The sequence below is a fragment of the Paracoccus chinensis genome (genome assembly GCF_900102885.1).
Lineage (GTDB): Bacteria > Pseudomonadota > Alphaproteobacteria > Rhodobacterales > Rhodobacteraceae > Paracoccus > Paracoccus chinensis.
In genome coordinates, this window is record NZ_FNGE01000010.1 from 19,637 (window position 1) to 45,077 (window position 25,441).

General features: G+C 69.3%; 27 protein-coding genes and 2 pseudogenes. 10 read left to right on the forward strand and 19 right to left on the reverse strand.

Translation table 11 applies throughout. The features are described 5' to 3' along the window. Positions 1 to 5: 5 nt before the first annotated feature. From BLQ03_RS11410 to BLQ03_RS11425, 4 genes are all read left to right on the forward strand, one after another. Positions 6 to 506, forward strand: a complete 501-nt coding sequence (locus BLQ03_RS11410; protein ID WP_281201003.1) for a YeeE/YedE family protein — start codon at positions 6 to 8, stop codon at positions 504 to 506. Further along, the gene (locus BLQ03_RS11415; protein ID WP_090756168.1) at positions 506 to 946 is read left to right on the forward strand and encodes a DUF6691 family protein; all 441 of its coding nucleotides are present in this window, start codon (positions 506 to 508) and stop codon (positions 944 to 946) included. Before BLQ03_RS11410 ends, BLQ03_RS11415 begins: the two co-directional genes overlap by 1 nt. Continuing rightward, the gene (locus tag BLQ03_RS11420) at positions 943 to 1,860 is read left to right on the forward strand and encodes an MBL fold metallo-hydrolase (RefSeq protein WP_175558853.1); all 918 of its coding nucleotides are present in this window, start codon (positions 943 to 945) and stop codon (positions 1,858 to 1,860) included. Before BLQ03_RS11415 ends, BLQ03_RS11420 begins: the two co-directional genes overlap by 4 nt. Before the next feature lie 857 nt (positions 1,861 to 2,717). Further along, positions 2,718 to 2,969 carry a hypothetical protein gene (locus tag BLQ03_RS11425; RefSeq protein ID WP_090756170.1) on the forward strand — a complete coding sequence of 84 codons (252 nt, stop codon included), beginning with the start codon at positions 2,718 to 2,720 and terminating at the stop codon, positions 2,967 to 2,969. A gap of 172 nt (positions 2,970 to 3,141) precedes the next feature. Here the strand turns inward: BLQ03_RS11425 and BLQ03_RS19180 are convergent, their stop codons facing one another. The 3 genes and pseudogenes from BLQ03_RS19180 to BLQ03_RS19190 form a co-directional block, all read right to left on the reverse strand. After that, positions 3,142 to 3,762 carry an FAD:protein FMN transferase gene (locus BLQ03_RS19180; protein ID WP_425415734.1) on the reverse strand — a complete coding sequence of 207 codons (621 nt, stop codon included), beginning with the start codon at positions 3,760 to 3,762 and terminating at the stop codon, positions 3,142 to 3,144. 82 nt (positions 3,763 to 3,844) lie between these two features. Continuing rightward, positions 3,845 to 4,057 (reverse strand): FAD:protein FMN transferase, encoded by a 213-nt coding sequence (locus tag BLQ03_RS19185; protein WP_425415735.1) that lies wholly within the window; start codon positions 4,055 to 4,057, stop codon positions 3,845 to 3,847. A gap of 133 nt (positions 4,058 to 4,190) precedes the next feature. Then, positions 4,191 to 6,348: pseudogene (locus tag BLQ03_RS19190) on the reverse strand (PepSY domain-containing protein). 54 nt (positions 6,349 to 6,402) lie between these two features. Here BLQ03_RS19190 and BLQ03_RS11440 point away from each other — a divergent pair. The 3 genes and pseudogenes from BLQ03_RS11440 (at position 6,403) to BLQ03_RS11445 (ending at position 9,013) form a co-directional block, all read left to right on the forward strand. Then, a complete protein-coding gene (locus BLQ03_RS11440; RefSeq protein WP_090756173.1) occupies positions 6,403 to 6,837 on the forward strand; it encodes a sensor histidine kinase in 435 nt (144 codons plus the stop codon). 36 nt (positions 6,838 to 6,873) lie between these two features. Next, positions 6,874 to 6,996 (forward strand): hypothetical protein, encoded by a 123-nt coding sequence (locus BLQ03_RS19010; protein ID WP_281201002.1) that lies wholly within the window; start codon positions 6,874 to 6,876, stop codon positions 6,994 to 6,996. Between the two features lie 21 nt (positions 6,997 to 7,017). Continuing rightward, positions 7,018 to 9,013 (forward strand): annotated as a pseudogene (locus tag BLQ03_RS11445) (heavy metal translocating P-type ATPase). A 329-nt stretch (positions 9,014 to 9,342) separates the two neighbouring features. On the opposite strand, the gene copM reads toward BLQ03_RS11445, so the two are convergent. Then, positions 9,343 to 9,840, reverse strand: coding sequence for a CopM family metallochaperone (copM, locus tag BLQ03_RS11450; RefSeq protein WP_090756176.1), 498 nt, complete (start codon positions 9,838 to 9,840; stop codon positions 9,343 to 9,345). 147 nt (positions 9,841 to 9,987) lie between these two features. Further along, positions 9,988 to 10,410, reverse strand: coding sequence for a hypothetical protein (locus BLQ03_RS17965; protein WP_139166726.1), 423 nt, complete (start codon positions 10,408 to 10,410; stop codon positions 9,988 to 9,990). A gap of 380 nt (positions 10,411 to 10,790) precedes the next feature. On the opposite strand from BLQ03_RS17965, the gene BLQ03_RS11455 reads away from it, so the two are divergent. The 3 genes from BLQ03_RS11455 to BLQ03_RS11465 are packed head-to-tail and all read left to right on the forward strand — an operon-like array spanning position 10,791 to position 12,698. Continuing rightward, positions 10,791 to 11,531: an energy-coupling factor ABC transporter ATP-binding protein gene (locus BLQ03_RS11455; RefSeq protein WP_090756178.1), complete on the forward strand. Its 741-nt coding sequence runs from the start codon at positions 10,791 to 10,793 to the stop codon at positions 11,529 to 11,531. Beyond that, a complete protein-coding gene (locus BLQ03_RS11460) occupies positions 11,506 to 12,123 on the forward strand; it encodes an energy-coupling factor transporter transmembrane component T family protein (protein WP_090756181.1) in 618 nt (205 codons plus the stop codon). The genes BLQ03_RS11455 and BLQ03_RS11460 overlap by 26 nt, the downstream gene beginning before the upstream one ends. Positions 12,124 to 12,128: 5 nt before the next feature. After that, entirely contained in the window at positions 12,129 to 12,698 is a 570-nt protein-coding gene (locus BLQ03_RS11465) for a biotin transporter BioY (RefSeq protein WP_090756183.1), read from the forward strand. A 125-nt stretch (positions 12,699 to 12,823) separates the two neighbouring features. Here the strand turns inward: BLQ03_RS11465 and urtE are convergent, their stop codons facing one another. The 14 genes from urtE to BLQ03_RS11535 form a co-directional block, all read right to left on the reverse strand. Next, positions 12,824 to 13,531, reverse strand: coding sequence for an urea ABC transporter ATP-binding subunit UrtE (gene urtE, locus BLQ03_RS11470; protein WP_090756186.1), 708 nt, complete (start codon positions 13,529 to 13,531; stop codon positions 12,824 to 12,826). A gap of 1 nt (position 13,532) precedes the next feature. Next, a complete protein-coding gene (gene urtD / locus BLQ03_RS11475; protein ID WP_090756188.1) occupies positions 13,533 to 14,273 on the reverse strand; it encodes an urea ABC transporter ATP-binding protein UrtD in 741 nt (246 codons plus the stop codon). Next, positions 14,270 to 15,493: an urea ABC transporter permease subunit UrtC gene (gene urtC / locus BLQ03_RS11480; RefSeq protein WP_090756191.1), complete on the reverse strand. Its 1,224-nt coding sequence runs from the start codon at positions 15,491 to 15,493 to the stop codon at positions 14,270 to 14,272. Before urtC ends, urtD begins: the two co-directional genes overlap by 4 nt. A gap of 3 nt (positions 15,494 to 15,496) precedes the next feature. Beyond that, positions 15,497 to 17,392, reverse strand: coding sequence for an urea ABC transporter permease subunit UrtB (gene urtB, locus BLQ03_RS11485; RefSeq protein WP_090756194.1), 1,896 nt, complete (start codon positions 17,390 to 17,392; stop codon positions 15,497 to 15,499). Between the two features lie 48 nt (positions 17,393 to 17,440). After that, entirely contained in the window at positions 17,441 to 18,718 is a 1,278-nt protein-coding gene (gene urtA / locus BLQ03_RS11490; RefSeq protein WP_090756195.1) for an urea ABC transporter substrate-binding protein, read from the reverse strand. A gap of 268 nt (positions 18,719 to 18,986) precedes the next feature. After that, positions 18,987 to 19,604: an urease accessory protein UreG gene (ureG, locus tag BLQ03_RS11495; protein ID WP_090756198.1), complete on the reverse strand. Its 618-nt coding sequence runs from the start codon at positions 19,602 to 19,604 to the stop codon at positions 18,987 to 18,989. Further along, complete coding sequence (locus tag BLQ03_RS11500; protein ID WP_245688853.1) at positions 19,601 to 20,260, reverse strand: urease accessory protein UreF; 660 nt, start codon at positions 20,258 to 20,260, stop codon at positions 19,601 to 19,603. Before BLQ03_RS11500 ends, ureG begins: the two co-directional genes overlap by 4 nt. After that, positions 20,232 to 20,696, reverse strand: coding sequence for an urease accessory protein UreE (locus tag BLQ03_RS11505; protein ID WP_090756202.1), 465 nt, complete (start codon positions 20,694 to 20,696; stop codon positions 20,232 to 20,234). The genes BLQ03_RS11500 and BLQ03_RS11505 overlap by 29 nt, the downstream gene beginning before the upstream one ends. Before the next feature lie 7 nt (positions 20,697 to 20,703). After that, positions 20,704 to 22,407, reverse strand: coding sequence for an urease subunit alpha (ureC, locus tag BLQ03_RS11510; RefSeq protein ID WP_090756205.1), 1,704 nt, complete (start codon positions 22,405 to 22,407; stop codon positions 20,704 to 20,706). After that, positions 22,397 to 22,711, reverse strand: a complete 315-nt coding sequence (locus tag BLQ03_RS11515; protein WP_090756207.1) for an urease subunit beta — start codon at positions 22,709 to 22,711, stop codon at positions 22,397 to 22,399. Before BLQ03_RS11515 ends, ureC begins: the two co-directional genes overlap by 11 nt. A gap of 1 nt (position 22,712) precedes the next feature. Continuing rightward, the gene (locus tag BLQ03_RS11520) at positions 22,713 to 23,267 is read right to left on the reverse strand and encodes a HupE/UreJ family protein (RefSeq protein WP_090756210.1); all 555 of its coding nucleotides are present in this window, start codon (positions 23,265 to 23,267) and stop codon (positions 22,713 to 22,715) included. 9 nt (positions 23,268 to 23,276) lie between these two features. Then, the gene (locus tag BLQ03_RS11525; RefSeq protein ID WP_090756213.1) at positions 23,277 to 23,579 is read right to left on the reverse strand and encodes an urease subunit gamma; all 303 of its coding nucleotides are present in this window, start codon (positions 23,577 to 23,579) and stop codon (positions 23,277 to 23,279) included. Positions 23,580 to 23,588: 9 nt separating this feature from the next. After that, positions 23,589 to 24,392, reverse strand: coding sequence for an urease accessory protein UreD (locus BLQ03_RS11530; RefSeq protein WP_139166727.1), 804 nt, complete (start codon positions 24,390 to 24,392; stop codon positions 23,589 to 23,591). A 221-nt stretch (positions 24,393 to 24,613) separates the two neighbouring features. Then, positions 24,614 to 25,390: an SDR family oxidoreductase gene (locus BLQ03_RS11535; protein WP_090756347.1), complete on the reverse strand. Its 777-nt coding sequence runs from the start codon at positions 25,388 to 25,390 to the stop codon at positions 24,614 to 24,616. Positions 25,391 to 25,441 lie beyond the last annotated feature (51 nt).

Here is a 25,441-nt window from a genome sequence, read left to right on the forward strand (position 1 = left end):
CAGGCCTGTCGGCGGGAAGGCAAGCGGACGCAGCGGAGCATAAGCGGATGGAGATGGCGGTTCAGTCGAAGTTCACGCCCTGGGCCTCGCTTGCGGGCGGGGTCCTGATCGGTCTCAGCGCGGTGATGGTGATGGGTCTCTTCGGGCGTATCGCAGGCATCTCGGGGATCACCGGCGGGTTCTTGGGGGCGCTGGTGCCCATGCGCGGGGCGCCGCGTGACCGGGACTGGCGCGTGGCCTTCCTGCTGGGGCTGGTCGCGGCGCCGCTGCTGATGATGCTGTCAGGCGGCACGGTGGCCCAGTCGGTGCCGGGGAACCTTGGCGGGATGCTGGCGGCCGGGCTGCTGGTCGGTCTTGGCACGGCGCTGGGTTCGGGCTGCACCTCGGGGCACGGCGTCTGCGGGCTGGCGCGGCTGTCGCGCCGCTCGCTGGCTGCGGTCGTGACCTTCATGGCGGCGGGCTTTGCGACGGTCTTCGTGCTGCGTCACGTTCTGGGAACTGTGTGATGCGGATCGCATGGGGCTTTCTCAGCGGCCTTGTCTTCGGGCTCGGCCTCGTCCTCTCGGGCATGGCCGACCCGGCCAAGGTGCTCAACTTTCTCGATCTCACCGGCAGATGGGACCCGAGCCTCGCCTTTGTCATGGGCGGCGCGACCCTTACCGCCTTCATCGGCTACCGTCTGGTCTGGCGCCGCAGCGCCCCCGTCCTCGAGGCGCGCTTCGACCTGCCCACGAACAGCCGGATCGACCGCCCCCTGGTCCTCGGCGCGGCGCTTTTCGGCATCGGCTGGGGCATCGGCGGCTTCTGCCCCGGCCCGGCCTGGACGGCGCTGCCGCTTCTCGCCCCCGGCACGCTGGTCTTCCTGCCCGCGATGCTCGCCGGCCTCTGGCTCGGCACCCGCATCAAGTCCCTCGACGCCCTTATGACGGAAGGAGCGACCTTGTGAGCACCTCCAAGCTGAAGCGACCTATCGTGAGCCACTCTCCCTCGACGGGGCCGGGCAGCCCGGATGTCTGGGGCATCTACGAGCCCGACACCGGCTCGATCCAGTATGTCTGCGCCGATCCCGCCACGAAGAAGGCCGCGCTGATCGACGTGGTCTGGAACTTCGATCCCAAGAACTATCGCTTTTCCACCGAAAGCATGGACCAGGTGCTGGACCTCGTGCGCGAGAACGGGCTGACGGTCGAATGGGTGCTCGACACCCATCCCCATGCCGACCACGTCATGGCCTCGGCGCATCTGAAGAAGCGGACGGGCGCCCCCGCTGCCATCGGCGAGAAGGTGCATGACATCGCCCGCCTCTGGGCGGGGCTCTACAACATGCCGGGCGTCTTCGATCCCGCGCGGGACTTCGATCGGCTGTTCGCCGAAGGCGAGACCTTCCGCATCGGCGAGCTTGAGACGCGGGTCATGCTGTCGCCCGGCCACACGCTGGGCTCGATCACCTTTGTCTGCGGCGATGCGGCCTTTGTCCACGACACGCTGATGCAGCCCGATGCCGGCACCTCGCGCGCCGATTTCCCGGGCGGGAACACCGGACAGCTCTGGGACTCGATCCAGGCGATCCTTGCCCTGCCGCCCGGGACGCGCATCTTTGTCGGCCACGACTACGGCACCGACACCCGCGAGGAGCCGATGTGGGAGGCGACGGTGGCCGAGCATCTGGCCGGGAACAAGCACGTCAGGGCGGGCACCCGGCGCGAGGACTGGACCCGGCGCCGCGACGCGCGGGATGCGACCCTGCCACTGCCCGACCGTATCCTGGCCGCGCTGCAGATCAACCTGCGCGGTGGCCGCCTGCCCCCGGCCGAGCACGACGGCCATGTCTACCTGAAGCTGCCGGTGAACCGGTTCTGAAAGCTGTTTCCGCCTTATCCGGGATGGCGCAAGTGCCTCGGCAATGGACATCGGCCAGATGCGCCGACTTGACACCGTCGGGGCTTGGCTACTGCTGGAACTGCAGCGCCGGCTGGGCTCGCTCGTCCACCCGGTCATCCTGTAGGGCGCCAGCGACGGACAGAGGCAGCTTGTCGAGACGGTGCGCCGCAATCTGGGACCGGGAGGCGAGGCAAGACCTCCGCCGCGGTACCTGTCCGATCATCTGGAGGCGCTCGGGCGTGCGACGATTGCAAGCGGCAAACTTGTCCTCGCCCTGACGGGATTCCTGAGCCAGGTAATCGCCGCGTTGGCAATGAAGCTGCTGCGCCCGCGGCGACTGCGTCTAACCTAGGTCGTCCATCACCGCCTTAGGGCCTAGGTCTATGGCCTTGTCCGCACCGTCGATGATGCCGCCTGCAGCAGAACCCCGCCGGCTTCCTGTCCGGCGACCTCGTCGCGGAGTATTGGAGATGAGACGATCAGCCTGCTCCCTCTGTCCCGCCCGGTGGCCCTGACGGGCGCACTGACGATGCTGAGTGGCTGCGCTGCATTGTCGGCGCTTGGCAGGGGCAAGGCGCCGGACACCTTCGCCCTGACGCCACCTTTAGCGCGCCAGGGCGGCAAGGCTCATCGTGGACGCTGGTCATGACCAGCCCCGAGGCCCCCGCGGCGATCGTCATGACCGCGTCGTCGTCAAGCCTGACCGGCGCTTGATCACTCATCTTCCCCGCGCTCGCCGGAGCACCGAGGCACCGCTGCTGGTCCAGTTGCTCCTGATCCGCTCGATCTCCGGCCCGGGCCGGATGGGCTTTGTCGGCTAGGTCGAGAACGGCCCGGTGGCCGACCACGTGCTGCTGGCCCGCAACGATGCCTTCCAAGCCGAGGCCTACCCGGCCGGCAACCTCGTCGCCCGGGTGGACCTGGCGCGGACCCTGCTGAACGATTCGGACCAGAGCCTGATTGCCTCGGACGGCTTCACCGGTTCGACGGCAGCGACGGACGACAGCGGCGCTGCCGTCGTTGCAGCCTTCCAAGCAGTCATGAATAATGTGCTGCCACAGGCGACGGCCTGGGTTGTGACTGTCTGAGCCGGGCTGCGTGTCGGCCAGATCCCGGCACCTCGCGCCCACCTGGATCCTGATCAGCCCTGCGCAGGCTTGCGCGACAAAAGTGCTGCAACACATCACTGTGGAACCCGAACCGAGTGACCCCCGGGACAAGGACAGTTCGAGAGGGGGGTCCCGTTCCCGGTACGGTTCATCAGAACGGCGGAATGCAACCCCTCGCATCCTTGTACTGCGCACTGATGGCCGTGGCGCCGGTGACAGGCTTGTCGAACGGATGCCCGAAGGCTCTTGAAGCACCCGAGCCTGGATGAGGGCACGCTGATCTTTCGCCTGCTCCATCGAACAGGCGGCCCGTCGTGGCAGCATGCATGCCGTCTGCCTCGCGCAGCAGGAACAGCGCATCGAGGCCCCGGCGCCGCGCCAGCGCGGCGCCCTCGGCCTTGCCCAGCACCATCAGTGCGGTGGCCAAGACATCGGCCTCGGCACAGGTTTGCGCCACCACGGTGACCGAGGCGGGGAACGCAAGCAGCGGCGTGCCGCTCCGGGGCTGCATGGTATGGGACAGGTTCCGCTCCCCTGCCCGGACCCGGTGCCGATAATCGCCCGAGGTCGCCACCGCCGCATCCTGCAGCGTCAGCACGCAATGGGCCGCCTCGACTGTCACAGCCCAGGGCTCGCCATCCGGACGGAGACCGACGGCACGCATTTCGCCGTCGATACCGACCAGCGCCACACCGATGCCGGCGTGCTGCAGAGTCTCAGCCAGCCGGTCCACGCCATAGCCCTTGGCGATGCCATTGAGGTCAAGGGTCAAGGAGACTGCCTTCCGGACAAGACAACCGACAGGGTCACGCTCAAGCACCTCATGTGCAGGCCGGCGGGGAACCAGCCAGCGCCTACCCGATCCGATCCGCGTCCACCGACTCGGGGCCGAACCCCCAAGCCGCCACCGCATCGCCCATGCCGATATCGAAGACGCCGCCCGAGGCGCGGCCGACCTCCAGCCCCAGCCGCAGCACGGCCAGCAGAGGCGCGGGCATCCTCACCCACGTTCCGACCGGCGCCGCGCTCAGCCGCATCAGGTCGCTGTCCGGCCGCCAAGTGGACATCTGGGCGTCTATCTCCTCTACCGCCGCCTGCAACGCCTGCTACAGCGGTGCCGACTCGAAGCGTTTGTCCGCGAAGAACAGCGCCGACCAGCGGGTGCCCATGGTGGGGCCGTTCAGCGCATGGCGTGTCAGGTCAGTAGACATCTTCGACATAGCGACCCTCTGCTTTCAGCACCGCCAACGTCAGCCCGGCCGGGGCAAGGATGTCCTCCAGCGCGGCGCGGACATCCGCCGCCATCCCACACGCGCCGCAGACCATCACCGCGCGCCCGCGCAGGTCAGGCGGGCGACCTCGGCGGCCTCGTTGCGCAGGGCATCCTGGACATGATGCGGGCGCTCGCCGCGCGAGGTGGTCGTGACAAGGCGGGACAGGCACCCTGCCCCGTTCCACTCGGTCAGTTCCTCGCGGTACAGGAATTCACTGCCCTCGTGCCGCATCCCGAAGAACAGGTGCATCGGGCGGTGGCGCCTATAGGCGCGGATGAAGCCCGCCAGCCGCCCGATTCCGGTGCCCGCGCCGATCAGGATCAGAGGCTCGCGGCCCCGACCCGCGCTAAAGCCTGGATTGCGGCGCAGAAAGGCCCTCACCGTTCCGCCCGGCTGGAGTTCCACAAGCTGCCCCGAGCAGAGGCCGCCCGGCTGTTTCCTCACCACGGTCTCGACGAAGCCGTCGCGCGACCCCGAGGCCAGAGAATAGAGGCGCAGAAACGCAGAACCGTCGGGCAGGACGCCAAGCAGATCGCCCGCCTGCCAGCGCGCGAACCCCTGCCCTGTCAGCCGCTGCCACAGGGTGAGGCGCGGAGGCGCAAAGCGCAGGATCGCTATCGGGGCCTGCACCTCGGCGCCATAATCTCGGCGCGAGACCAGCGTGAGCGCCTCGATGCGGGCACCACCGGCTGGTGAACCAGATCCAGCTTGATCGCCAGTGCCACACCAAGCGCGTGTCCTCAGCGGGCGAACTCCTGTGGCGACTGGCGGTCGATGGTGTGGACGGGCATGAAGTGGAGCCAGCCTTTTTCCTCTGCCGCTTTCACGACCTCCTCGGCATAGGCGCAGAAGGTTGGAAAGCTGCGGTCGCCGAAGCCCAGAACCGCAAGCGGCGCCTCGCGCGCGCTCCATACGCGCCAGCTGGTCGAGGAACCCGCGCACCGCGGCCGGGGCGCAGCCCTCGCTATAGGTCGCGGCAAGGATGATAAAGCGCGCGGCGCAGTGATAGCGGGCCGGTTCAAAGCCCGCCATTGGCGCGACGTGGACGCGCTGGCCTGCCTCGATCAGTGCCGCAGGAAGCGTCGAGGCAAAGCCCTAGGTGCTGCCGCCCTCGCTGCCGACCAGCAGGACCGTCTCGGCCTGCCGGCAGGCGCCTTGCCCCGGATGCGCGGGCGGCCGCGGCGCGCGGCCAGCCACAGGACGACGCCGGTCCGGGCCATCACCGGCACCCCCAGCGCCATCAGTCCCAACACGAGGTCCAGCACCGCAGCGCCCTGCCCCGTGTGCAGCATGAAGATGGTCTCGGACAGGCTCCAGCCCGAAAGGTCAGTCCAGGCCAGCAGCGGGCTGCTATCCTGGTCCAAATAGCCCGTACCTTGGGCGGTCTTGAGGGTTAGGCGTCCGTCGGGTCGTTCGGATCGACCAGCGACAGGCTGCGAAGGGCGGACACCGGCAGTTCTCGCAAGGCCGCCATTGCGCCAAGATCCATGCCGGATCGTCCACTGACCTCAACTGGAAAGGCGGGAGTTCCGGCGCCGTCCGGCAGCAGGTCGAAGGTCGAGGCTGTCCAAAGCGCCGTGGCCGAGGACAGCACCGGGCCCGCGACCGACACCCGCGCGACTTCCACATGCAGCCGTCCCGCCAAGGGGCAGCGCAGACGCGCAAACCAGCGCCGCCAGCCGCCTGCCCGGCGCGCGACCAGCGCCGCGCCCGACAGCGCCAGCACCAGCATCGCCCCTGCCGAGAGCCGTCGCGATCCGCCCCGCGTCGCCGAGAAACAGCGAACGGTGCAGGTTCGTCAGCCCGCGTTCCAGCGGATCGGGATCGGGATCGGCCGAGCCTGCGTCCTGCCCTGTCGCCGGGTCGATGACCGCCGATCGCGGAATGCCGCCGTCGAACCAGTAGGCTGTGACCTGTCCCGAGGGCGCCCGGCCGGATCGGCCATGGACAAGCTCGGCCGCCGCCTGGGGCGCCACCAGCCCCTCGGTGGCGGGGTAAAGCGACAGTGCCGCCCCGGACAAGGCTAGGATCATCACCAGAAGCGCGGCTAAGATGCCCGGCCACTGATGGAATGCGCGGATCATGGGTGGCCCCTTACTGATAGGAGACGGTAGCCATGTAGCAGATGCCCGAGGCGCTTGCCCCGGCCGCGATCAGCGCCAGGGGAACCCGACGAGGCCACCCGCACCCGCACCCGCGAGATCGAGACCGCCCTGCGGCGACTGGCGCGGCTGTCGGAAAAGCTGATGCAGCTGGCCCGCGCCGAGGGCGGGCGGTTACAGGCCGAAGCGCCGGTCGATCTTGTCCCAATTGTGAGGATGCTGGCGGCCGACATGACCCGCGACGAGGCAGACCGGATCGATCTGGTACTGCCCGCTGCGGGCATTCCGGCCTCCATCGACCCCGATGCCTTCGCGATCCTCGCCCGCAACCTGATAGAGAACGCCTTGCGGCACGGAAACCAGAGCGCTCCCGTCGAGGTCTCGCTGTCCCCCACGGGCCTGCTGCGCGTGGTCAACGCGGGGCCGGCGGTCCCGGCCGACCGGCTCCGGCGCATCACCCGCCCGTTCTAGCACGGCACGACCGGGGCGCAGGGCAGCAGGCTGGGCTTGGCTATCGCCCAGGCGATCGCGGAGGGCACCGGCGGGCGGCTGGACCTGCTCTCTCCGGCCGAGGGGCGGGCCGACGGCTTCAAGGCAAGGTTTTCGACAAGCCGCGCCCGGTTGCGCTAGGATCGGCCGAAGGAGTCCGCCATGAAACGCATCCCCTCCCTCGATCTCTCGCTGACCCTGTCGCTTGCGGCGGTGTTGGGGCTGGCCTTGGCCGCGCCGGGGCAATGGCTGGGCAACGGCCGCTTCGGCGTCCTCGTCGCCCCCGGCCTCGCGCTGGTCTACCTGGCCGGCGGGGTCCCGGCTGCCGTCCGGGCTCTGCGCGAGCTGTGGCGCGAGCATGTGCTCGACATCGACCTGCTGATGGTCGTGGCGGCGCTGGCGGCGGCGGCCGTGGGCGCGCCCTTCGAGGGCGCGGTTCTGCTGACGCTGTTCAGCCTGTCGGGCACACTGGAGAAGCGCGCGCTCGGCCGCGCCCGCCGGGCGATCGAGGCGCTGATGGCGCTGCGCCCCGAAACTGCTCTCCGCCGGGGACCGGATGGCACGGTCGCCGAGATGCCTGCCGCCGATCTCGTCGCGGGCGACGCGGTGGTCCTGCGCCCCGGCGCCCGCGTGCCTGCGGACGGCGTGATCACCACCGGCCGGGGCGGCGTCGACGAGGCGCATGTCACCGGCGAATCCATGCCTGTGTCCAAGGCGCCGGGCGACCCGGTCTTCGAGGGTACGGTCAACCTCGACAGCGTGCTGGACGTCACCGTGACGCGCGGAGTGGGCGACAGCACCATCGCCCGCATGATCCGGCTGGTGACCGAGGCGCAGGCCGCCAAGGCGCCCTCCGAGCGGTTCAGCGCCTGGTTCGGGCAGCGCTACACGGTCGCGGTCCTGGTCGGCGCGGTGCTGTCCTTCGCCGCCTTCCTCTGGCTGGGGCACGACTGGAACGGGGCGCTTTACAAGGCCGCAACGCTGCTGGTTGCGGCAAGCCCCTGCGCCATCGTCATCTCGGTCCCGGCGGCGATCCTGTCGGCGCTGTCGGCGGCGGCCCGCGGTGGCGTGCTCTTCAAGGGCGGCGCGGCGCTGGAGACGCTGGCGGCGGTCGAGACATTCGCCTTCGACAAGACGGGCACCCTGACCACGGGTCGGGCCTCGGTCACGCAGGTCCTGGCGCTTGACGGAGACGAGGACGGGTTCCTGTCACTGCTGGCGGGGCTCGAGGCCCAGTCCGAGCATCACATTGCCGCCGCCATCCGGCGCGCGGTGGCGGTGCGGGGGCTGTCCCCCCCTTCCTGTCACGGACACGGCCAACCGCCCCGGCAAGGGCATCGTCGGAACCGACGCCCTGGGAACGGTCTGGGCGGGCAACCCCTATCTGGCGGCCGAAATGGATGCGGACCTCGGCCATCCGGCGCTCGCCGCGCTGGATACGGGATCGCAGACGCTCATCTACCTGGGACGCGGGCCGCAGCTGCTGGGAGCGATCACCGTAGCCGACGAGGCGCGCGCCAGCGCCGCCCCTGCATTGGCCGCGCTGCGGAAAGGCGGCGTGCGGCAAATCGTGATGATGACCGGGGACCGGCGCCCCGTCGCCCTGCGGATCGGCGCGGAACTGGGCCTGCGCCCCGAGGAGATCCAGGCCGCGATGCTGCCCGACGACAAGGTGCGGGCCGTGGCAGCGCTGGCAGAGCGGGGCCGGGTGGCCTTCGTCGGCGACGGGGTGAACGACGCCGCCGCGCTGGCCCGCGCCGACGTGGGCATCGCCATGGGCGCGGCGGGATCCGAGGTGGCGCTGCAAGCTGCTGACGTGGCGCTGCTGTCCGAGGACCTGAGACGGCTCGCCGAGGCCCACCGCCTGTCGCGCCGCACCGCCCGGATCATCCGCCAGAACCTCGCCTTCGCCATGGGGGCGATGGTCCTTCTGGTCACCGGAGGGCTGTTCTTCGACCTGCCGCTGCCGCTTGCCGTCATCGGCCACGAGGGCGGCACGGTGCTGGTGGTGCTGAACGGCCTGCGCCTGCTCTCCGATCCCATTCGGCGGCCGGCCGGCTCCTTGCCCTTGGTGGGCATCTTGTCTGGGGGAGCCATGCCGGACAGCGCGCAGCCTGCCGGTTCTCCGACGGCTTCCATCCCCAGGCTCGGTGGCTAGTCGACCATCATTGCATCCCACATGGGTTCCGGGCCACTGGAACCGAGCCCTCTGTCCGGCGGGCGCTTGTGTTGGTCCTTGCCACTGTCCGTCATGATCTACCTCCTCCAAGCCGGTGCCTGGAAACCGGGGCCATGGTCCTGCGGACTCCTGCCGCCGGAAGGTTCAAGAAACAGGAAATCCGCCGCCATGCCACAAGGTGTGGCAAGCGTTCCGCATTGCGGGCCCGCCCTGCCAGACCTGTCGCCACGGCCGAGTTGTTCCCCAGTCGGCCTATCTGCATGGTCGCAAGGGACCGCCGCGGCCGTGGACCGCGGCGGCAAGGATGCTTACTGCTGACCCGCGTTCTTCTCGACCCAGGCGGTCATCTCCTCGATTTCAGGGCCTTGGGCATCAATGATCTTCTGAGCCATCGCTTTCGACTCCTCGTCGTCGCCATACTTCAACTCGACTTCGGCCATGGCGATGGCGCCGGCATGATGCGCGATCATTCCGCAATGGAAGGCCAGATCCGGGTCCTTGATGGCATGAGAGGCCATCATCGGGCCGTTCATCTTCATCATGGCCTCCATCGAGGCGGTCTGGGCTTCGTCCATGCCCTGCATGCCGCCCATCATGCCCTGCATGTTCATGCCGGACATCATGCCGGGCATGCCGGACTGCTGGATCGCATCCCGGCAGCCCTGCGGCAGGATCGACAGGTCGGCCATCTGCCCGGGTTGGGACGCCGTGGGGGTCGCCTGCCCCGCCGTCCCGCTCTCCTGGGCGAGAGCCGCCGGGGCGGCGAGAAGGACGGCAAGGGCGGCGGCGAGTTCAAGCTTGTGCATGAGAGTTCTCCTCAAGATGCAATGGGTTTTTCATGGGTCATGGTGCCGTTATCCGGCCGCTTGCACCGCCTGGACGCATTCCCCGCCGGAAGCCGGAGTGGCGCCAGCCTCGGACCCGGCCACGACGGTGACTTCCGCTGGAAACGCTCAGGCGGGGTGTGAAAGGCGCGGAGGGCGGCGCAGTTGTTCAGGATCATGCCCGGTCAAGGACAGCGCAGTCACCGAGCATCGCGACGGCATGCCCCAAGGATCGCCCAAGGGAGGATCTTCGTCAGGAACCAGGGCCGCCAGGCAGGCGTCGCCACAGCAGGGAGGTGATCCCTTGTCGGCGGATCCATGCATATGGCCGGCAACCTGTGGGTGCTCATGGCGATGCCCCGGCTCATGCGCCCCGTCGCCCGTGACGAGCAAGGCGCCAGCGTGAGGAAGGTGATGATCGTGAAGGTATGAACCCGTGCCCTTGGCCGCGGCGGCGTGCATCACGAACATCACGGCTGCCAGAAGCGCGATCGCAGTCGCAAGCTTCTGCCGGGTCGACGCAACTTTCGTGCCGAGGACCAGCCGTTTCATGCCGCAGGAACGCCGGTGAGCAAGAGTTGTTCCATGCAGCCGCCCGATCCCTCTGCCCTGTGCCTTGCCCCGCCCCTGCGGCCTCGCGCCTGACCATGTTTCCCCCAGCCCGCTCGACACGCCGGGCATCAAGGACCGGTGCAGTCCGCTGGAGAGAGACCCACAACGCCAGCCTGCCGGATGTCCTTGCGTAGCCTTCGCGTGCCGCACCTCAGCGGTGGCATGGGCCAGTTCGTGGATTGGCCGCAGACGTGCGCGCAGGCTTTCCATGTCATCTTGGGCTGCCTGCGCCGCCGGGTTATCCGGATGCACTCACCTCCGGTCGCCGGTAGAGAAGGCGACCAGAACCCGACGCAGTCAGACCCAACCGGAGGCCCCTCTTGCCCGATGCCAGGACATCCGACTTCACCATCGAGCTTGACGCCGTCAGCTACGAGGCGGGCGGCCGGACGGTGCTGTCGGACCTCACGCTGCGCTGCTCGTCCCGCCGGATCGGCGTGGTGGGGCGGAACGGATCTGGGAAGAGCACGCTGGCGCGGCTGCTTGCGGGACTGGTGAAACCCGGTGCCGGGCAGGTCCGCCTCGGCGGGATCGACCCCTTCCAAGACCGCCGGGCCGCGTTGGCGACGGTCGGCATCCTGTTCCAGAATCCCGAGCACCAGATCATCTTCCCCCGCGTCGCCGAAGAGATCGCCTTTGGCCTGCGCCAGCAGGGCATGGGCCGCGCGCAGGCCGAGGCACGTACCGAGGCCGTGCTGGCCTCGTTCGACAAGCTGCACTGGAAGGACGCGGCGGTGGCAATCCTGTCGCAAGGGCAGAAGCACCTTGTCTGCATGATGGCGGTGCTGGCGATGAGCCCGCGGCTGCTGATCCTCGACGAGCCCTATGCCGGTCTCGACATTCCCACCCGGCGGCAGCTTGGCCGCTATCTGACCCGGGCCGGAACGCGGCTGCTCCACATCTCGCACGAGCCCTCGGACCTTGCAGATTGCGACGAGCTGTTCTGGCTGGACCGGGGCCGGATCGTCGCCCGGGGAACGCCTGCGGAACTGCTGCCCGACTTCACCGCCGAGATGATCCGGCTGGGGGATCTCGATGATATCGCTGACCTCGCCGGTTGAAACCCGCGCCCATGGCTGGCCGGCATGGCTCAAGCTGGGGGGGCTCTGCCTTGCCTCGACGGGGCTGCTGCTGACCGACAGCCCTGCGCTGCATCTGGCGGCGGCGGGGACGACGCTTGCGCTTTATGCGGCCCCGGGCGCAGTGTTCCTGCGGGCGGGACTGCGGGCGCTGCGGGTGGCGCTGCCCTTCGTCGCCGTCCTGCTGGCCTGGCACCTGCTGACCGGGGACGCGGCGCGAGGGGTAATCATCACCCTTCGCATGGTGACGCTGATCGCGCTGGCCAACCTCGTCACGATGACGACGGGGCTTTCCGAGATGGTCGATCTGGTCCGCCGCCTGACCGCGCCGCTGCGCCGGATGGGACTGCCGACGCATCTGCTGGAAACGGCCATTCCGCTGGTGATCCGCTTCACCCCGGTCCTGATCGCCCGCGCCGAGCGGCTGGCCGAGGCCTGGCGCGCGCGCAGCGTCCGGCGTCCGGGCTGGCGGCTGATGCTGCCGCTGATGCTGGGTGCTCTGGACGACGCCGATCATGTCGGCGAAGCTCTGCGCGCGCGGGGTGGACCGCTTGGAACAACAGCAAGGGACTGACCCGAATGGAACGCAACATCGCCCAGATCGCCCTTTTTGCCGCCATGGTCGCGGCGCTGGGGGTGGTGCCGCCGATCACGCTGGGCTTCGGCGTGCCGATCTCGGCGCAGTCGATGGGTGCCATGCTGGCAGGGGCCGTGCTGGGTGCGCGGGCGGGCGCGGCGGCGATGGGACTGTTCCTGCTGCTGGTGGCGCTGGGCCTGCCGCTCCTGTCGGGCGGCCGGGGCGGCCTGGGCGTCTTCGTCTCGCCCACGGCAGGCTTTGCGCTGGGATTTCTGCCGGCGGCCTTCGTGACCGGGCTGGTGGTCGAGCATATCCGGCTGCGCTCGGCCGGGCTGCGGGCCGCGCTCGGGGCCGTTATTGGTGGCATCGCCGTCCTTTACGTCTTCGGCGCGACGGGGCTGTCGATGGTGGCGGACAAGCCGTTGTCCGAAGCCTTCATGCTGGCCGCGGTCTTCATCCCCGGAGACCTTCTGAAGGCGGCGGTCACCGGGATGCTGGTGCAGGCGGTCGCAAGGATCCGCCCGCAGACGCTGGGCTGGTATCGCGTGAACGCAGGCAGCCTGCGGCCCTGATCACGACGGAAAGGATGCCGCTTCCTTCTGCCTAGTGAAGCGCGAGGCGGGGCGGCTGTCTTGAACGAAGCCGCAGGATTATGACCATCGCGGCGCAGGCTGGCCGGTGAACGGGAGGCGTTCCGTCAGGACCCGGCCAGACCGGCCAACCGGCCATGCAGGTCGTCGCGGGCCAGATTGCTGCGCTTGCCCCCAAGGACAACCTGCCCCCGCTCCATCAGGGCGAAGCGGTCGCCGAGGTCCCAGGCAAAGTCGAAATACTGCTCGACCAGCACGATCGCCATCTGGCCCGCGTCCCGCAGGGCGGCGATGACGCGGCCGATCTGGGCGATGATGTTGGGCTGGATGCCCTCGGTCGGCTCGTCCATCAGCAGGACGCGCGGGCGGATCACCAGCGCCCGGGCAACGGCGAGTTGCTGCTGCTGGCCGCCCGACAGGTCGCCGCCGCGCCGCTGCGCCATCTGGGCCAGCACGGGGAAGCTGTCGTAGATCTCGTCGGGAATGCGGCGCTGGCCGCTCGGCAGGCAGCCGAGGCCGGTTTCAAGGTTCTCGCGCACCGTCAGCATGGGAAAGATCGCGCGGCCCTGCGGGACGTAACCCACACCCCGCCGCGCCATCTCCTGCGCCGTCACCCGCCCCAGCCGCTCGCCCATCAGCCGCAGCTCGCCGCCCGAGCGGGGGTGGCGCCCTGCCAGCACGCTCATCAGAGAGGTCTTGCCCGCCCCGTTGTTGCCCATGACGCAGGCGACCTCGCCCGGCGCGGCGCCGATCGACACGCCGTGCAGGATCTGCGAGCCGCCGTAATGCAGGGTGATGTTCTCGGCCTCGATCATCTCAGCGCCCCAAGTAAACGTCGATCACGTCGGGATTGGCGGACACGTGGTCCAACGAGCCCTCGGCCAGCACGGACCCCTGGTGCAGCACCGTCACCTTGCAGTTCAGCCGCCGCACGAAGTCCATGTCATGTTCCACCACCACCACGGCCCGCGTCTCGGCCAGCCGCCGCAACAGGGTCGTGGTCTGCTCGCGCTCGGCCAGCGTCATGCCGGCAGCGGGCTCGTCCACCAGCAGCAGGCGCGGCTCCTGCGCCAGCAGCATTCCGATCTCAAGCCACTGTTTCTGGCCGTGGCTCAGCTCGCCTGCCTTGCGGGTCAGGCGGTCTGCCAAGCCGACCTCTCCGGCCAGTTCCGCCACCCGTGCCACGCTGGCGCGCGAAGGCTTCCAGCGCAGCACGGCGAAGGGGCCGCGCGGGGCCTTTAGCGCCATGGTCAGGTTATCGGCGACGCTCTGGTCCTCGAAGACGGTGGGGCGCTGGAACTTGCGGCCGATGCCCGCGCGGGCGATCTGCGCCTCGGACAGCTTCAGCAGCGACTGGGACCGCTCGCCCCACAGGACCTGCCCCCTGTCCGGGCGGGTCTTGCCGGTCACGATATCCATGAAGGTCGTCTTGCCCGCCCCGTTCGGCCCGATCACAGCGCGCAGTTCGGCCGTGCCGATGTTGAAGGACAGGTCGTTGATTGCCCTGAACCCGTCGAAGGACTTGGTGACGCCCGAGACTTCCAGAAGCGCGGTCATGCCTCGGCCTCCTTTTCGCGCAGGGCGCTGACATCGGGGCCGAGGTCGGCCCCCAACCGGCGCGGCGGGCGCAGCCCGGCCAGCGCATCCATCAGCGAGGACAGCCCGCGCGGCGCGAACAACGTCACGGCGACGAAGCCCAGACCAAGCAGCACCTGCCACCAGTTCACCCACTCGACGCGATAGAAGCCCAGATCCAGCGCAGGCGCCCGCCCGCCGGTGAACCAGCTCGACAGCAGCGAGACGACCATGGCGCCGATCACAGCGCCATAGAGCCGGCCGCGACCGCCGATGGCGACCCAGACCGCGAGGTAGACCGAGGCGATGGGCGCCAGTTCCGCCGGGTTGATGATCCCGGCCTGCGGGTAATACAGCGCCCCCGCCGCCGCGCAGATCATGGCGCTGATGGTGAAGACGGTCAGCTTGTAGCCCTCGACCGGATAGCCGAGGAAACGCACCCGCGTCTCGTCGTCGCGGATCGCGCGGATGACGCTGCCGAACTTGCCGGCGGTCAGCCATGTCGCCAGCAGATAGCCCCCCGCCAGCAGCAGGGCCGAGGCCCAGAGGAACCAGATCGAAATCACCGACTGCGGCACCTCGGTCAGGCCGGGGATATTCTGCAGCCCTGACAGCCCGTTGTTGCCGCGAAAACCGTTGTCGTTCTGGAACAGCCATAGCGACAGGGCCAGCGTCATCGCCTGCGTCAGGATGGACAGGTAGACGCCGTTGACGCGGCTGCGGAACGCGAGCCAGCCGAAAAGGAAAGCCAGCAACCCCGGCACCGCCAGCACCAGCAGAAGCTGCATCGGCAGGCTGCCCGCGAAGCTCCATGTCAGGGGCAGGTCGGCGGAACCCACGACGCCGAAGATCTGGCTGGTGATGCCCTGCCGCAGTTCCTCGGCCGTCGGCGGGATGGGCGCGTTCGCCAAGGTGGCCGCGACGATCTCGCCTGTGCGGGCATACATCAGCCACATCCCGATCATGTAGCCGCCGAGGGCGAAGAAGGCCATGTGGCCCAGCGAGAGGATGCCCGCGTAGCCCCAGACGAGGTCCATCGCCACCGCCGCCAGCGCGAGGCACAGCGTCTTGCCAAGCGTCTTGACGGTGGATGTCGGAACCACGCCCGAGCCATAGGCCTCGGACATCAGCGTGACGGCGATGGTGAAGACCGCCAGCAGCGCGAGGAAGATCATCACCGAGGGGTGCTTGCGGATCAGCATGGATCAGGCCTCCGCCGCGCGGCCGCGGGTCGGCATGATGCCGCGGGGCCGGAACTGGATGAAGATGATGATGAGCAGGATCATCCAGGTCTGCGCGGCCAAGGTGTTGGCCGGGTTCATGACCTCGATGCCCTTCTGCAGGAAGCCGATCAGCGCGGCGCCCGCGAGCGTGCCCCAGATATTGCCGACGCCGCCCACGACGACCGTCATGAAGCTTTGCACGATATAGTCGCTGCCGAGTTCCGAGGTGACTTTGGCGAACAGCCCGATGGCGACGCCCGCGATGCCTGCGATGCCCGAGCCGAGGCCGAAGGTCAGCATGGCGATGCGGTCGGGATTGATCCCCATCGACGCGGCCATGCCGGGGTACTGGGTGACGGCGCGGACCTCGAGCCCCAGCCGCGTGCGCTTCATGATCCAGAGGAACAGGCCCAGGAACAGCAGCGCGAGGACGAAGATCGCCACGCGGATGGTCGAGATCGAGACGATCTCTCCGAAGCCGACCGAGCCTTCCAGCCAGGCGGGCGCGGTGAGTGGCCGGGCCTGCGTGCCGAAGATGTTCTTGGCAATCTGCTGCAGCGCGATGGACACGCCGAAGGTCGCCAGCAGCGTTTCCAGCGGGCGCTTGACAAGGTGGCGGATGACCAGCCGGTAGAGGACCACCCCGGCAAGGAAGGTCACGATGAAGGCGGCGGGCAGCGCCACGACCAGCGACAGCGTACGGCCGGCGATCAGCGTCTGGACGACATAGCCGGTATAGGCGCCCATCATGATGAACTCGCCATGCGCCATGTTGATGACGCCCATGACGCCAAAGGTGATGGCAAGGCCGATGGCCGCGAGGAAATAGATCGAGGCGAGCGACAGCGCATCCAGCGCAAGGTCGGCGGCTTGCTGCGTGCCCTGCCGCAGGGCCATCGCCCTCAGGGCGCGGCGGGCAGCGTCGGTGATTTCGGGGTTCGGCTCGGTGTAAACGTCGGCGAAGCGGTGGGCGGCCAGCGCGGCCTCTGCCTCGGCGGCGGTGGCGGCGGGCGGGACCAGCCCGGCCTCGGCCAGCGCGTCATAGGCGGCGTCGCGGCGGGCGGGGTCGGAAAGCTCGGCTACCGGGACGCCGCCCACTGCGCCATCGACGACATGCGCGGCCAGCGCCTGCTTCTGCGCGTCACTGGCAAGCCGCGCCGGGGCGAGGTCCGAGGCCACCAGCAGGTGATAGGCCTCGTCCTCGGGGATGTCGTCGCCAAGGGTGAGTTCGGCGGCGATGTTCGCGCTCTCGGGGATCGCCGGCGCGGCGATGCGGCTCGTGGCCAGCAGCGGGTTCAGCACCGCCTGCAGGTCGGCGCCGGTGTCGCCGGAAAAGCCCTCGATCGCGGCGATGCGGGCCTGCGGGTCAGGGTCGAAGCGGATGGTCAGCAGGCGCTCCAGCCGCGCCTTGCGGGCAGCGAGCGCGGGATCAGGGTCGGCCGCTGCGGCGCGCAGGGCGGCAAGGTGCGTCTCGTCGGGGCGGCGGGCGATGGCGTCAAGTGCGGCAGCGCGGCGGGTCGTTTCGGGGTCGTTCAGCTGGAACTGCACCAGCACCGCGCCGATCACGCCGCGCACGCCCGAGTTGGGCCGCAGCACCTGCACGTCGCCCGGAACCGGTGTGCCCGTGACGGCATCCACGGCACCGTCGCCCTGAACGATCACGAAGCGGTCGCCTGCAAGGCCGAGGCGGCGGTCGGCCCATGCCTCCAGCACCGGCCCGGCCTGCGGGCCGGCGGCAGCCAGCGCCTCGATCACCGGGGCAATGGTCTGGCGCGAGGGCCGCTCGATCTGCGCGCGGTTCGCGTCGAGAACCGAGGCAAGGTCCTGCGCGAAGGCCGGCGCGGCCAGCAGCAGCAGCGAAAGAAGAAGATGGCGCATGAGCCCCCCAGCGCGGAAGGAAGGGCGGCGCGGGGCCGCCCCTCGAGGTCAGTAGTTCGACTGCTTCTGCACGCAGCTGTTCGTCTGGGTGTTCCACATGCCGCAGTCCTTGCCGGGCCAGTCGGCGTCCAGCACCGCGGATTCGGGCAGGTGGTCGGTCCAGGCGTCGCCCGCGACCGGCTCGGTCTGGCTGACGATGTCGAACTGGCCGTCCTCGCGGATCTCGCCGATCAGCACGGGCTTGGTCAGGTGGTGGTTCGGCAGGACCTTGGCCGTGCCGCCGGTCAGGTTCGGCACCTCGAGTCCATCGATGGCCGCCAGCACCGCGTCGGTGTCGGTGGAACCCGCCTTCTCGACCGCCTGGACCCACAGGTTGAAGCCCAGCATCGTGGCCTCCATCGGGTCGTTGGTCACGCGGTCCTCGCCCATCTTCGCCTTCCAGGCGGCGACGAATTCGTCGTTCGCGGGCGCCTCGGCGGTCTGGAAATAGTTCCAGGCGGCCAGGTGTCCGACGAGGTTCGCGGTATCGAGGCCCGACAGTTCTTCCTCGCCGACCGAGAAGGCCATCACGGGAATGTCGTCGGCCGAGACGCCCGCCGCCGCGAGTTCCTTGTAGAAGCCCACGTTGGCGTCGCCGTTGATGGTGGAAACCACGCCAACCTTCTTGCCGTCATTGCCCAGCGCCACCACGTCGGCCACGATCTTCGACCAGTCCGAATGGCCGAAGGGCGTGTAGTTGACGAAGATGTCCGCCTGCCCGACGCCCTTGTCCTTCAGGTAGGCCTCGAGGATCGTGTTCGTGGTGCGCGGATAGACATAGTCGGTCCCGAGTAGCGCCCATTTCTCGACGCCCAGTTCCTCGGTCATGTAGTCCACCGCGGGAATCGCCTGCTGGTTCGGCGCGGCGCCCGTGTAGATGACGTTCTTCGAGGATTCCTCGCCCTCGTACTGCACCGGGTAGAACAGCAGCCCGTTCAGTTCCTCGACCACCGGCAGCACCGACTTTCGGCTGACCGAGGTCCAGCAGCCGAAGATCGCGTCAACCCCCTGGACCGAGATCAGCTCGCGCGCCTTTTCCGCGAACAGCGGCCAGTCGGATGCGGGGTCCACGACCACCGCCTCGATCTGCCGGCCCAGCACGCCGCCCTTGGCGTTCTGCTGGTCCACCAGCATCAGCACGGTGTCCTTCAGCGTGGTTTCCGAGATCGCCATCGTGCCGGACAGCGAATGCAGCACGCCGATCTTGATCGGGTCCTCCTGCGCCCAGCCTGCGCCGGCCAGCGCGAGCGTCAGCCCCGCGCTGCAAAGGATCGTCCTTGCCCTCATCTTCCGTTTCCCCCGTCAGGGCCGCGGCCACCCAGCCGCTTCCCCGTAGCCGGGTGCGGTGATAGGCTCTCGCGGCAACATCGTTGCACCCGTGCGGCGGCCCTTGTTGTCCAGACGTCGGCCGCCGCACACTTCCGGCCCTTTCGGCCGTTCGCACTTGCAGCAAACCAACGGGCCGGAAATGCGGCAACGACTGGGTGGTGGCTTCTGCTGCTGCTGACCGCTTCTGGCGAAACCCGCGCCATCTGCACGCACGACTGCCCGCGAATTAGGCGCGCAGGGTCAGGCCGCCCTCGCGGATGATGAAATCGGCGACCTCCTCCACCCCGCGCCCGGCGCGCAACGAGGCCATGACGACCGGCCGCGTGCCCCGCGCGGCGCGGGCATCGGATTCCAGCAGCACCGGGTCCACGCCCACATGGGGCGCGAGGTCGGTCTTGTTCACCACCAGCAGGTCCGACCGCGCGAGCCCCGGCCCCTTCTTGCGCGGGATGTCTTGCCCGGCGGCCGTGTCGATCACATAGATCGTCAGGTCCGCGAGTTCCGGCGAGAAGGTCGCGGCGAGGTTGTCGCCCCCCGACTCGATCAGCACGAGGTCGAGGTCGGGAAAGGCCGCGTTCAGATCGGCGATGGCGGCGAGGTTGATGCTGGCGTCCTCGCGGATGGCGGTATGGGGGCAACCGCCGGTTTCAACGCCCCGGATACGCTCGGACGGCAGGACCTGCGCGCGCATCAGCGCCTCGGCATCCTCGCGCGTGTAGATGTCGTTGGTGACGACGGCCATCGACAGGCGAGGGGCGAGCGCCGCCGCCAGCTTCTCGGTAAGGGTGGTCTTGCCCGCGCCAACGGGACCGCCGATGCCGACGCGAAGGGGGCCGTTGCTCATGTCCTGAAGATCCTTGTCTGCATGGTTTCGTGTCGTGCCTGCGCGTTCTCGGCACCGATGGCGCAGCCGCCCAGATCGGCCTCGGTGGCGTTGGCTGCCTGCGCAGCCAGCCGCAGGATCACCGGGGAGAGGTCCGCCAGCACCCGTTGGCCCTCCGTCTGCCCCAGCGGCAGGAAGCGCACCGCCGCCTGCACCAGGTTCAGCGCCTGCCCGTGCAGGTAAAACCCGATGACACGCGCAGCAGGCTGTCCCAAGGAAGCGCAGGCCCGCCCCACCGCGACGGGCAGCACCGCCGGGCTGGCCTCCATCCCGGTCAGCGCCGCGGCGGTCCGCGCGAAGGCGGCGCCCTGTTCCAGCGTCTCGGTCAGCCGCTCGGCCGTCAGGCACAGCGCACGGGCGAACTCGTCCAGCGCTACGTGATCCGCCCCCGGCCGCAGCGCCAGCGACAGCAGCACCGCATCCGACCAGCCGCTGCCATGTTCCAGCACGTCGCGCAGCCATTCGGCCAGCGAACCCGCGTCATGCACCGCGCCGCTGTCCATCGCCCATTCCAGACCCTGCGCATAGGCGAAGGCCCCGGTCGGAAAGGCCGGGGACAGAAGCTGCACCAGCAGCAGGCCGCCCGCGTCAGTGGTTGTGTCCAAAGGTCCGGCCATGCCCATAGGCCCCGCCCAGTGGCCGGAAGGGCGCAAGGCTGCGCGTCACCTTGGCGCCGAGTTGCAGCAGCATCGCCTCCAGCACGGGATCGACTCGGATCACGAGGTGGTCGGCCGCAATCTCGCAGGGGCAGTGGCGGTTGCCGATGTGCCAGGCGAGCGTGGGCAGGTCGCCCTCGATCCGCAGGACGGGCTCGCGCGCCTCGACGACCTCGACGGCGCGGCCGTCCGCCAGCACGAAGGCCGCGCCGGGCGCAAGGCTGATCGTTTGAGGCAGGTCCACCATGAAGCTGGCGCCTTCGGCCGTGACCAGCCGCTTGCGGCGCAGGCAGCGGGCCTCGTAGTCCAGCACGACGCGGCCCGCGACGGGCCGCCCGTGGCCGGATTCCAGGACCGCATCGGCGGTGCCGAGGTCGGGTGTCGCGGAAATGTTCATGGGAACCTCAGAACAGGAAATAGCGCTGGGCGAGCGGCAGTTCGGTTGCCGGCTCGCAGGTCAGAAGCTGGCCGTCCGCGCGGACCTCGTAGGTCTCGGGATCGACCTCGATCACCGGCGTCGCGTCGTTCAGCCGCATGTCGGCCTTGCCGATGCCGCGCGTGCCCGCGACGGCCACCGCCTGCTTGCCCAAGCCGTCGCAGCAGCCCGCCTCCAGCCCCGCATGGCTCACGAAGCTGACCGAGGCCGCATGCCGCGCCCTTCCCAGCGCGCCGAACATCGGCCGCGAATACATGGGCTGCGGCGTGGGAATGGAGGCGTTCGGATCGCCCATCTGCGCCATGGCGATCTGGCCGCCGACCAGCACCATCTCGGGCTTTGCGCCGAAGAAGGCGGGATGCCACAGCACCAGGTCGGCGCGCTTGCCGGGCTCGACGCTGCCGACATGGGCCGAGATGCCATGCGCCACCGCCGGATTGATCGTGTATTTCGCCACATAGCGGCGGGCGCGCAGGTTGTCGTTCTCGCCCGTCTCGCCCTCCATCCGGCCGCGCTGGACGCGCATCTTGTGAGCGGTCTGCCATGTGCGGGTGATGACCTCGCCCACGCGGCCCATCGCCTGGCTGTCGGACGAGATGATGCTGAAGGCGCCGAGGTCGTGCAGGATGTCCTCGGCCGCGATCGTCTCGCGCCGGATGCGGCTTTCGGCGAAGGCCACGTCCTCGGGGATGGACCGGTCGAGGTGGTGGCACACCATCAGCATGTCGAGGTGCTCCTCGATGGTGTTGCACGTATAGGGCCGCGTCGGGTTGGTGGAGGACGGGATGACGTTCTGCGACCCCACCACGCGGATGATGTCGGGCGCATGGCCGCCGCCCGCACCCTCGGTGTGATAGGCGTGGATCGTGCGCCCCGCGATGGCAGCCAGCGTGTTTTCCACGAAGCCGGATTCGTTCAGCGTGTCGGTGTGGATCATCACCTGCACGTCCTCGGCCTCGGCCACGGTCAGGCAGCAGTCGATGGCGGCGGGCGTCGTGCCCCAGTCCTCGTGCAGCTTCAGGCAGCAGGCCCCGGCGCGGATCTGTTCCACCAGCGCCTCGGGGCGGCTGGCGTTGCCCTTGCCCGCAAGCCCGATGTTCACGGGCAGGCTGTCGGCGGCCTCCAGCATCCGGCGGATGTGCCAAGGCCCGGGCGTGCAGGTGGTGGCAAGCGTGCCATGCGCGGGGCCGGTGCCGCCGCCGATCATGGTGGTGATGCCGGAATGCAGCGCGTCGTCCACCTGCTGGGGGCAGATGAAGTGGATGTGGCAGTCGATCCCGCCCGCGGTCAGGATGCGGCCCTCGCCCGCGATGATCTCGGTCCCCGGCCCGATGACGATGGTGACGCCGGGCTGGGTGTCCGGGTTGCCCGCCTTGCCGATGGCGGCGATCCGGCCGTCGCGCAGCCCGACGTCGGCCTTGGTGATGCCCGTCCAGTCGAGGATCAGCGCGTTGGTGATGACCGTGTCCATGGCCCCCGCCGCGCGGGTCAGCTGCGACTGGCCCATGCCGTCACGGATGACCTTGCCGCCGCCAAACTTCACCTCTTCGCCGTAGGTGGTGAGGTCGCGCTCGACCTCGATCACCAGCGCGGTGTCCCCCAGGCGCACGCGGTCGCCGGTCGTGGGGCCGAACATGTCGGCATAAGCGGCGCGAGAAATCTCAACCGGCATCGAGCGCCCCCATGACATGGCCGTTGAAGCCCCAGACCGCGCGGCTGCCGCCAAGGGGCACCAGCCGCACCTCGCGCCGCTGTCCCGGCTCGAAGCGGACGGCGGTTCCGGCGGGGATGTCGAGGCGCATTCCCCTTGCGGCATCGCGGTCGAGGGCGAGGCCCGCGTTCACCTCGGCGAAGTGATAATGGCTGCCGACCTGCACCGGGCGGTCGCCGGTGTTGGCCACCATCAGGGTGATCGCGGGTCGGCCCTCGTTCAGCGTGATCAAGCCTTGGGCGGGAATGATCTCTCCGGGGGTCATCTCAGCCCCCCACGACCAGCGCGAGGCCTGCCACAGCCGTCAACCCGCCTGCCGCCCTCAACAGCGGTTGCGCGGCGGCACGCCCGGCCAGGATGCCGGCGCCATGCAGCAGCGCCGTCGCCAGCGCAAAGCCGAGAGCATAAGACGGCAACCCTTGCGCCGGTCCTTCCGCTCCATGCGCCCAGCCATGGGTATGGCCGAAGGCCGCCGCCATTGCCGCCATCACGCCCAGCGGCAGGCGCGCCGCAATCGCTACCGTAGCCCCGAGGATGATCACCGAAGCGAGGATCACCGGCTCGACCGCACCGAAGGGCAGGCCTGCCCACCCCGCCGCGCCGCCCGCCAGCATCGCGGCGACGAAGCTGGTCGGCAGCAGCCACAGCGCCCGCCCGCCCGCCTGCGCGGCCAGCAGGCCCAAGGCGACCATCGCCAGCACGTGGTCTGCCCCGCCCAAGGGATGCGCGAAGCCCGCGCCGAGGCTGCCGGCGTCATGGCCCGGATGGGCCAGCGCGGCACCGGGAAGGGCCACCAGCGCAAGGGAAAGCAGGCGCTTCATCGAAATCTCCTATCGGATGGGATGGTGGACGGTGACGAGCTTGGTCCCGTCGGGAAATGTCGCCTCGACCTGCACGGTCTCGATCATCGTGGGGATGCCCTCCATGCAGTCCTCGGCGCGGATGACCCGGCCGCCCGCCTCCATCAGGTCGGCCACGCTGCGGCCGTCGCGGGCGCCCTCGACCACAAAGTCAGTGATCAGCGCGATAGCCTCGGGATGGTTCAGCTTGACGCCGCGGGCCAGCCGCCCGCGCGCGACCATCGCGGCAAGCGAGACCAGCAGCTTGTCCTTTTCTCGGGGGGTCAGGTTCATGGGCGTCCTTCAGTTCTGCCAGCATCTGGGGGTGGCGCCGGGCTGAAGCCGCTCGACCAGGCGCAGCATCTGGCGGCGCAGCGGCCAGGCGTCGGCGGCAAGGCAGCGCAGCACCAGCCGGCCCTCCAGCGCCGAGGCGGCACCCTGCACGCCCGGCTCGTCCAGTTCCGCGCGAAGCGCCGGAAGCATGGCCTGCGCCTCGGGCGCGACGAAGATCAGCGTGGCAAAGGCGCGCGCGCCGCCCAGCAGCGCCATCCCGCCCGCGCGCGCAAGGGCGGCATCGGTCAGCCTCAGCGGGTCCAGCAGCAGCAACCGGCCATCGCGCCGGATGGTCCGGCTGTCCTCCAGCATCAGCCGCGCCACCGTTTCGCCCATCGCGGCGCGGCCCAGCACGACCGTCTCGATCCCCAGGTAGCGGGCGTCCCCGGCCATCTCGACGCGGGTCTGCCGCTGCAGGCCGGCGCCGTTGAACAGGATGGTTTCCTGCGGCAGCCAGCCGAGCGAGGCCCCTGCCCCCAGTTCCAGCGTCACGATGGCCCGCGCGGGTCCGTCCTCGGCGCGATAAGCGCGCTCGGCCGTCTGCGTGGTGGCCCGCGCCCTGGTTCCGGCGCCAAGCGTGACGGAATACTCCAGCCGGTCCCCGCTGGTCAGCCCGCCCGAGGTGTTGAGGAACACGATCTCCGGCACGCTCGAATGGGTGCGCGGCAGCATGACCTTGGCCGAGCCGGACTGCCTCAAGGCGGCAATCCGGCCATCCCTCAGGGCGATGCGGGCCTCGCCGTCGCTGCGTTGAAGTGGAGCGTGATCAAACATGCCCCAACTCTACCCACCTGCCCGGAGGAGGTAGGTGGAGGCAGGTCCGAGGCTGCGTGAAATCTCGCGCCCTGCCTCATGTTGCCTAAGCCTTGGGCATTCTGGCGATCGCGCGGGCAGGCGTGAAACGTGGGCAACGATCCGCCAAGCGTCTGCCTTGGCTGCATTTCGGGTCCGATCCTGCGGCAGCCCGGCTTTGCCGGATCACTCCAATGCCCTGATCAGGCCAGCGACTGCGCGTCGCCGTCGATCGAGATCGCCTGCCCCGAGATCGTCCGCCCGCGCGGCGAGCACAGGAAGACGATCTGGTCGGCGATCTGCTGCTGCGTCACCATCGTCCGCATCGAGATGTTGCCCAGCAGTTCCGCCTCCATCTCGCGGAAGCTGATGCCGCGCGCCTGGGCCTTGCTCTCGATCACGCGCCGCACCCGGTCGCCCTCGACCACGCCGGGAAGGACGGCGTTGACGCGGATGCCATGTTCGCCAAGCTCCATCGCAAGGGTCTTGGTGAAGCCGACGACCGCCCATTTCGAGGCGGAATAGGGCGAGCGCAGCGGGAAGCCGAAGCGCCCCGCAATCGACGACAGGTTGACGATCGAGGGGTTGGAGCTTTCCCTCAGCGGCGCCACGGCCAGGCGCACGCAGTTGAACATGCCGGTGATGTTGATGGCGAGCGTGCGGTCCCAGTCATGCGGGTCCACGTCCTCGACCCGTGCGGTGGGGCCAGCGACGCCCGCGTTGTTGACAAGGACATCCAGCCCGCCCAGCGCCGCCAGCGCCTCGTCGAGCAGCCGGGCAACCTGCTCGCGGTCGGACACGTCGCAGCGGGTCGAGGTGATCGCGGGATCGCTGTCCTTCAGCCCCGAAAGCGCTTCCTGATCCACGTCGCAGACGTGGACCCGCGCGCCCTCGGCGGCGAAGGCACGCGCGATGGCAAGCCCGATGCCGTTCGCGCCCGCGGTGACGAGAACGCGCAGTCCCCTGATGTCCAGGTCCATGATCGTCAGCTTCCTCATGCAAAAGGGCAGAGGTTTCCCCTGCCTTGTTCC

What these genes read in the sequence shown, in the direction of transcription:
- BLQ03_RS11415 (WP_090756168.1), top strand. Translation starts at nt 506, where the DNA reads ATGCGGATCGCATGGGGCTTTCTCAGCGGCCTTGTCTTCGGGCTCGGC.
- BLQ03_RS19185 (WP_425415735.1), bottom strand. Translation starts at nt 4,057, where the DNA reads ATGTCCACTTGGCGGCCGGACAGCGACCTGATGCGGCTGAGCGCGGCG.
- copM (WP_090756176.1), bottom strand. Translation starts at nt 9,840, where the DNA reads ATGCACAAGCTTGAACTCGCCGCCGCCCTTGCCGTCCTTCTCGCCGCC.
- BLQ03_RS17965 (WP_139166726.1), bottom strand. Translation starts at nt 10,410, where the DNA reads ATGAAACGGCTGGTCCTCGGCACGAAAGTTGCGTCGACCCGGCAGAAG.
- BLQ03_RS11460 (WP_090756181.1), top strand. Translation starts at nt 11,506, where the DNA reads ATGATATCGCTGACCTCGCCGGTTGAAACCCGCGCCCATGGCTGGCCG.
- BLQ03_RS11465 (WP_090756183.1), top strand. Translation starts at nt 12,129, where the DNA reads ATGGAACGCAACATCGCCCAGATCGCCCTTTTTGCCGCCATGGTCGCG.
- urtE (WP_090756186.1), bottom strand. Translation starts at nt 13,531, where the DNA reads ATGATCGAGGCCGAGAACATCACCCTGCATTACGGCGGCTCGCAGATC.
- urtD (WP_090756188.1), bottom strand. Translation starts at nt 14,273, where the DNA reads ATGACCGCGCTTCTGGAAGTCTCGGGCGTCACCAAGTCCTTCGACGGG.
- urtC (WP_090756191.1), bottom strand. Translation starts at nt 15,493, where the DNA reads ATGCTGATCCGCAAGCACCCCTCGGTGATGATCTTCCTCGCGCTGCTG.
- urtB (WP_090756194.1), bottom strand. Translation starts at nt 17,392, where the DNA reads ATGCGCCATCTTCTTCTTTCGCTGCTGCTGCTGGCCGCGCCGGCCTTC.
- urtA (WP_090756195.1), bottom strand. Translation starts at nt 18,718, where the DNA reads ATGAGGGCAAGGACGATCCTTTGCAGCGCGGGGCTGACGCTCGCGCTG.
- ureG (WP_090756198.1), bottom strand. Translation starts at nt 19,604, where the DNA reads ATGAGCAACGGCCCCCTTCGCGTCGGCATCGGCGGTCCCGTTGGCGCG.
- BLQ03_RS11500 (WP_245688853.1), bottom strand. Translation starts at nt 20,260, where the DNA reads ATGGCCGGACCTTTGGACACAACCACTGACGCGGGCGGCCTGCTGCTG.
- BLQ03_RS11505 (WP_090756202.1), bottom strand. Translation starts at nt 20,696, where the DNA reads ATGAACATTTCCGCGACACCCGACCTCGGCACCGCCGATGCGGTCCTG.
- ureC (WP_090756205.1), bottom strand. Translation starts at nt 22,407, where the DNA reads ATGCCGGTTGAGATTTCTCGCGCCGCTTATGCCGACATGTTCGGCCCC.
- BLQ03_RS11515 (WP_090756207.1), bottom strand. Translation starts at nt 22,711, where the DNA reads ATGACCCCCGGAGAGATCATTCCCGCCCAAGGCTTGATCACGCTGAAC.
- BLQ03_RS11520 (WP_090756210.1), bottom strand. Translation starts at nt 23,267, where the DNA reads ATGAAGCGCCTGCTTTCCCTTGCGCTGGTGGCCCTTCCCGGTGCCGCG.
- BLQ03_RS11525 (WP_090756213.1), bottom strand. Translation starts at nt 23,579, where the DNA reads ATGAACCTGACCCCCCGAGAAAAGGACAAGCTGCTGGTCTCGCTTGCC.
- BLQ03_RS11530 (WP_139166727.1), bottom strand. Translation starts at nt 24,392, where the DNA reads ATGTTTGATCACGCTCCACTTCAACGCAGCGACGGCGAGGCCCGCATC.
- BLQ03_RS11535 (WP_090756347.1), bottom strand. Translation starts at nt 25,390, where the DNA reads ATGGACCTGGACATCAGGGGACTGCGCGTTCTCGTCACCGCGGGCGCG.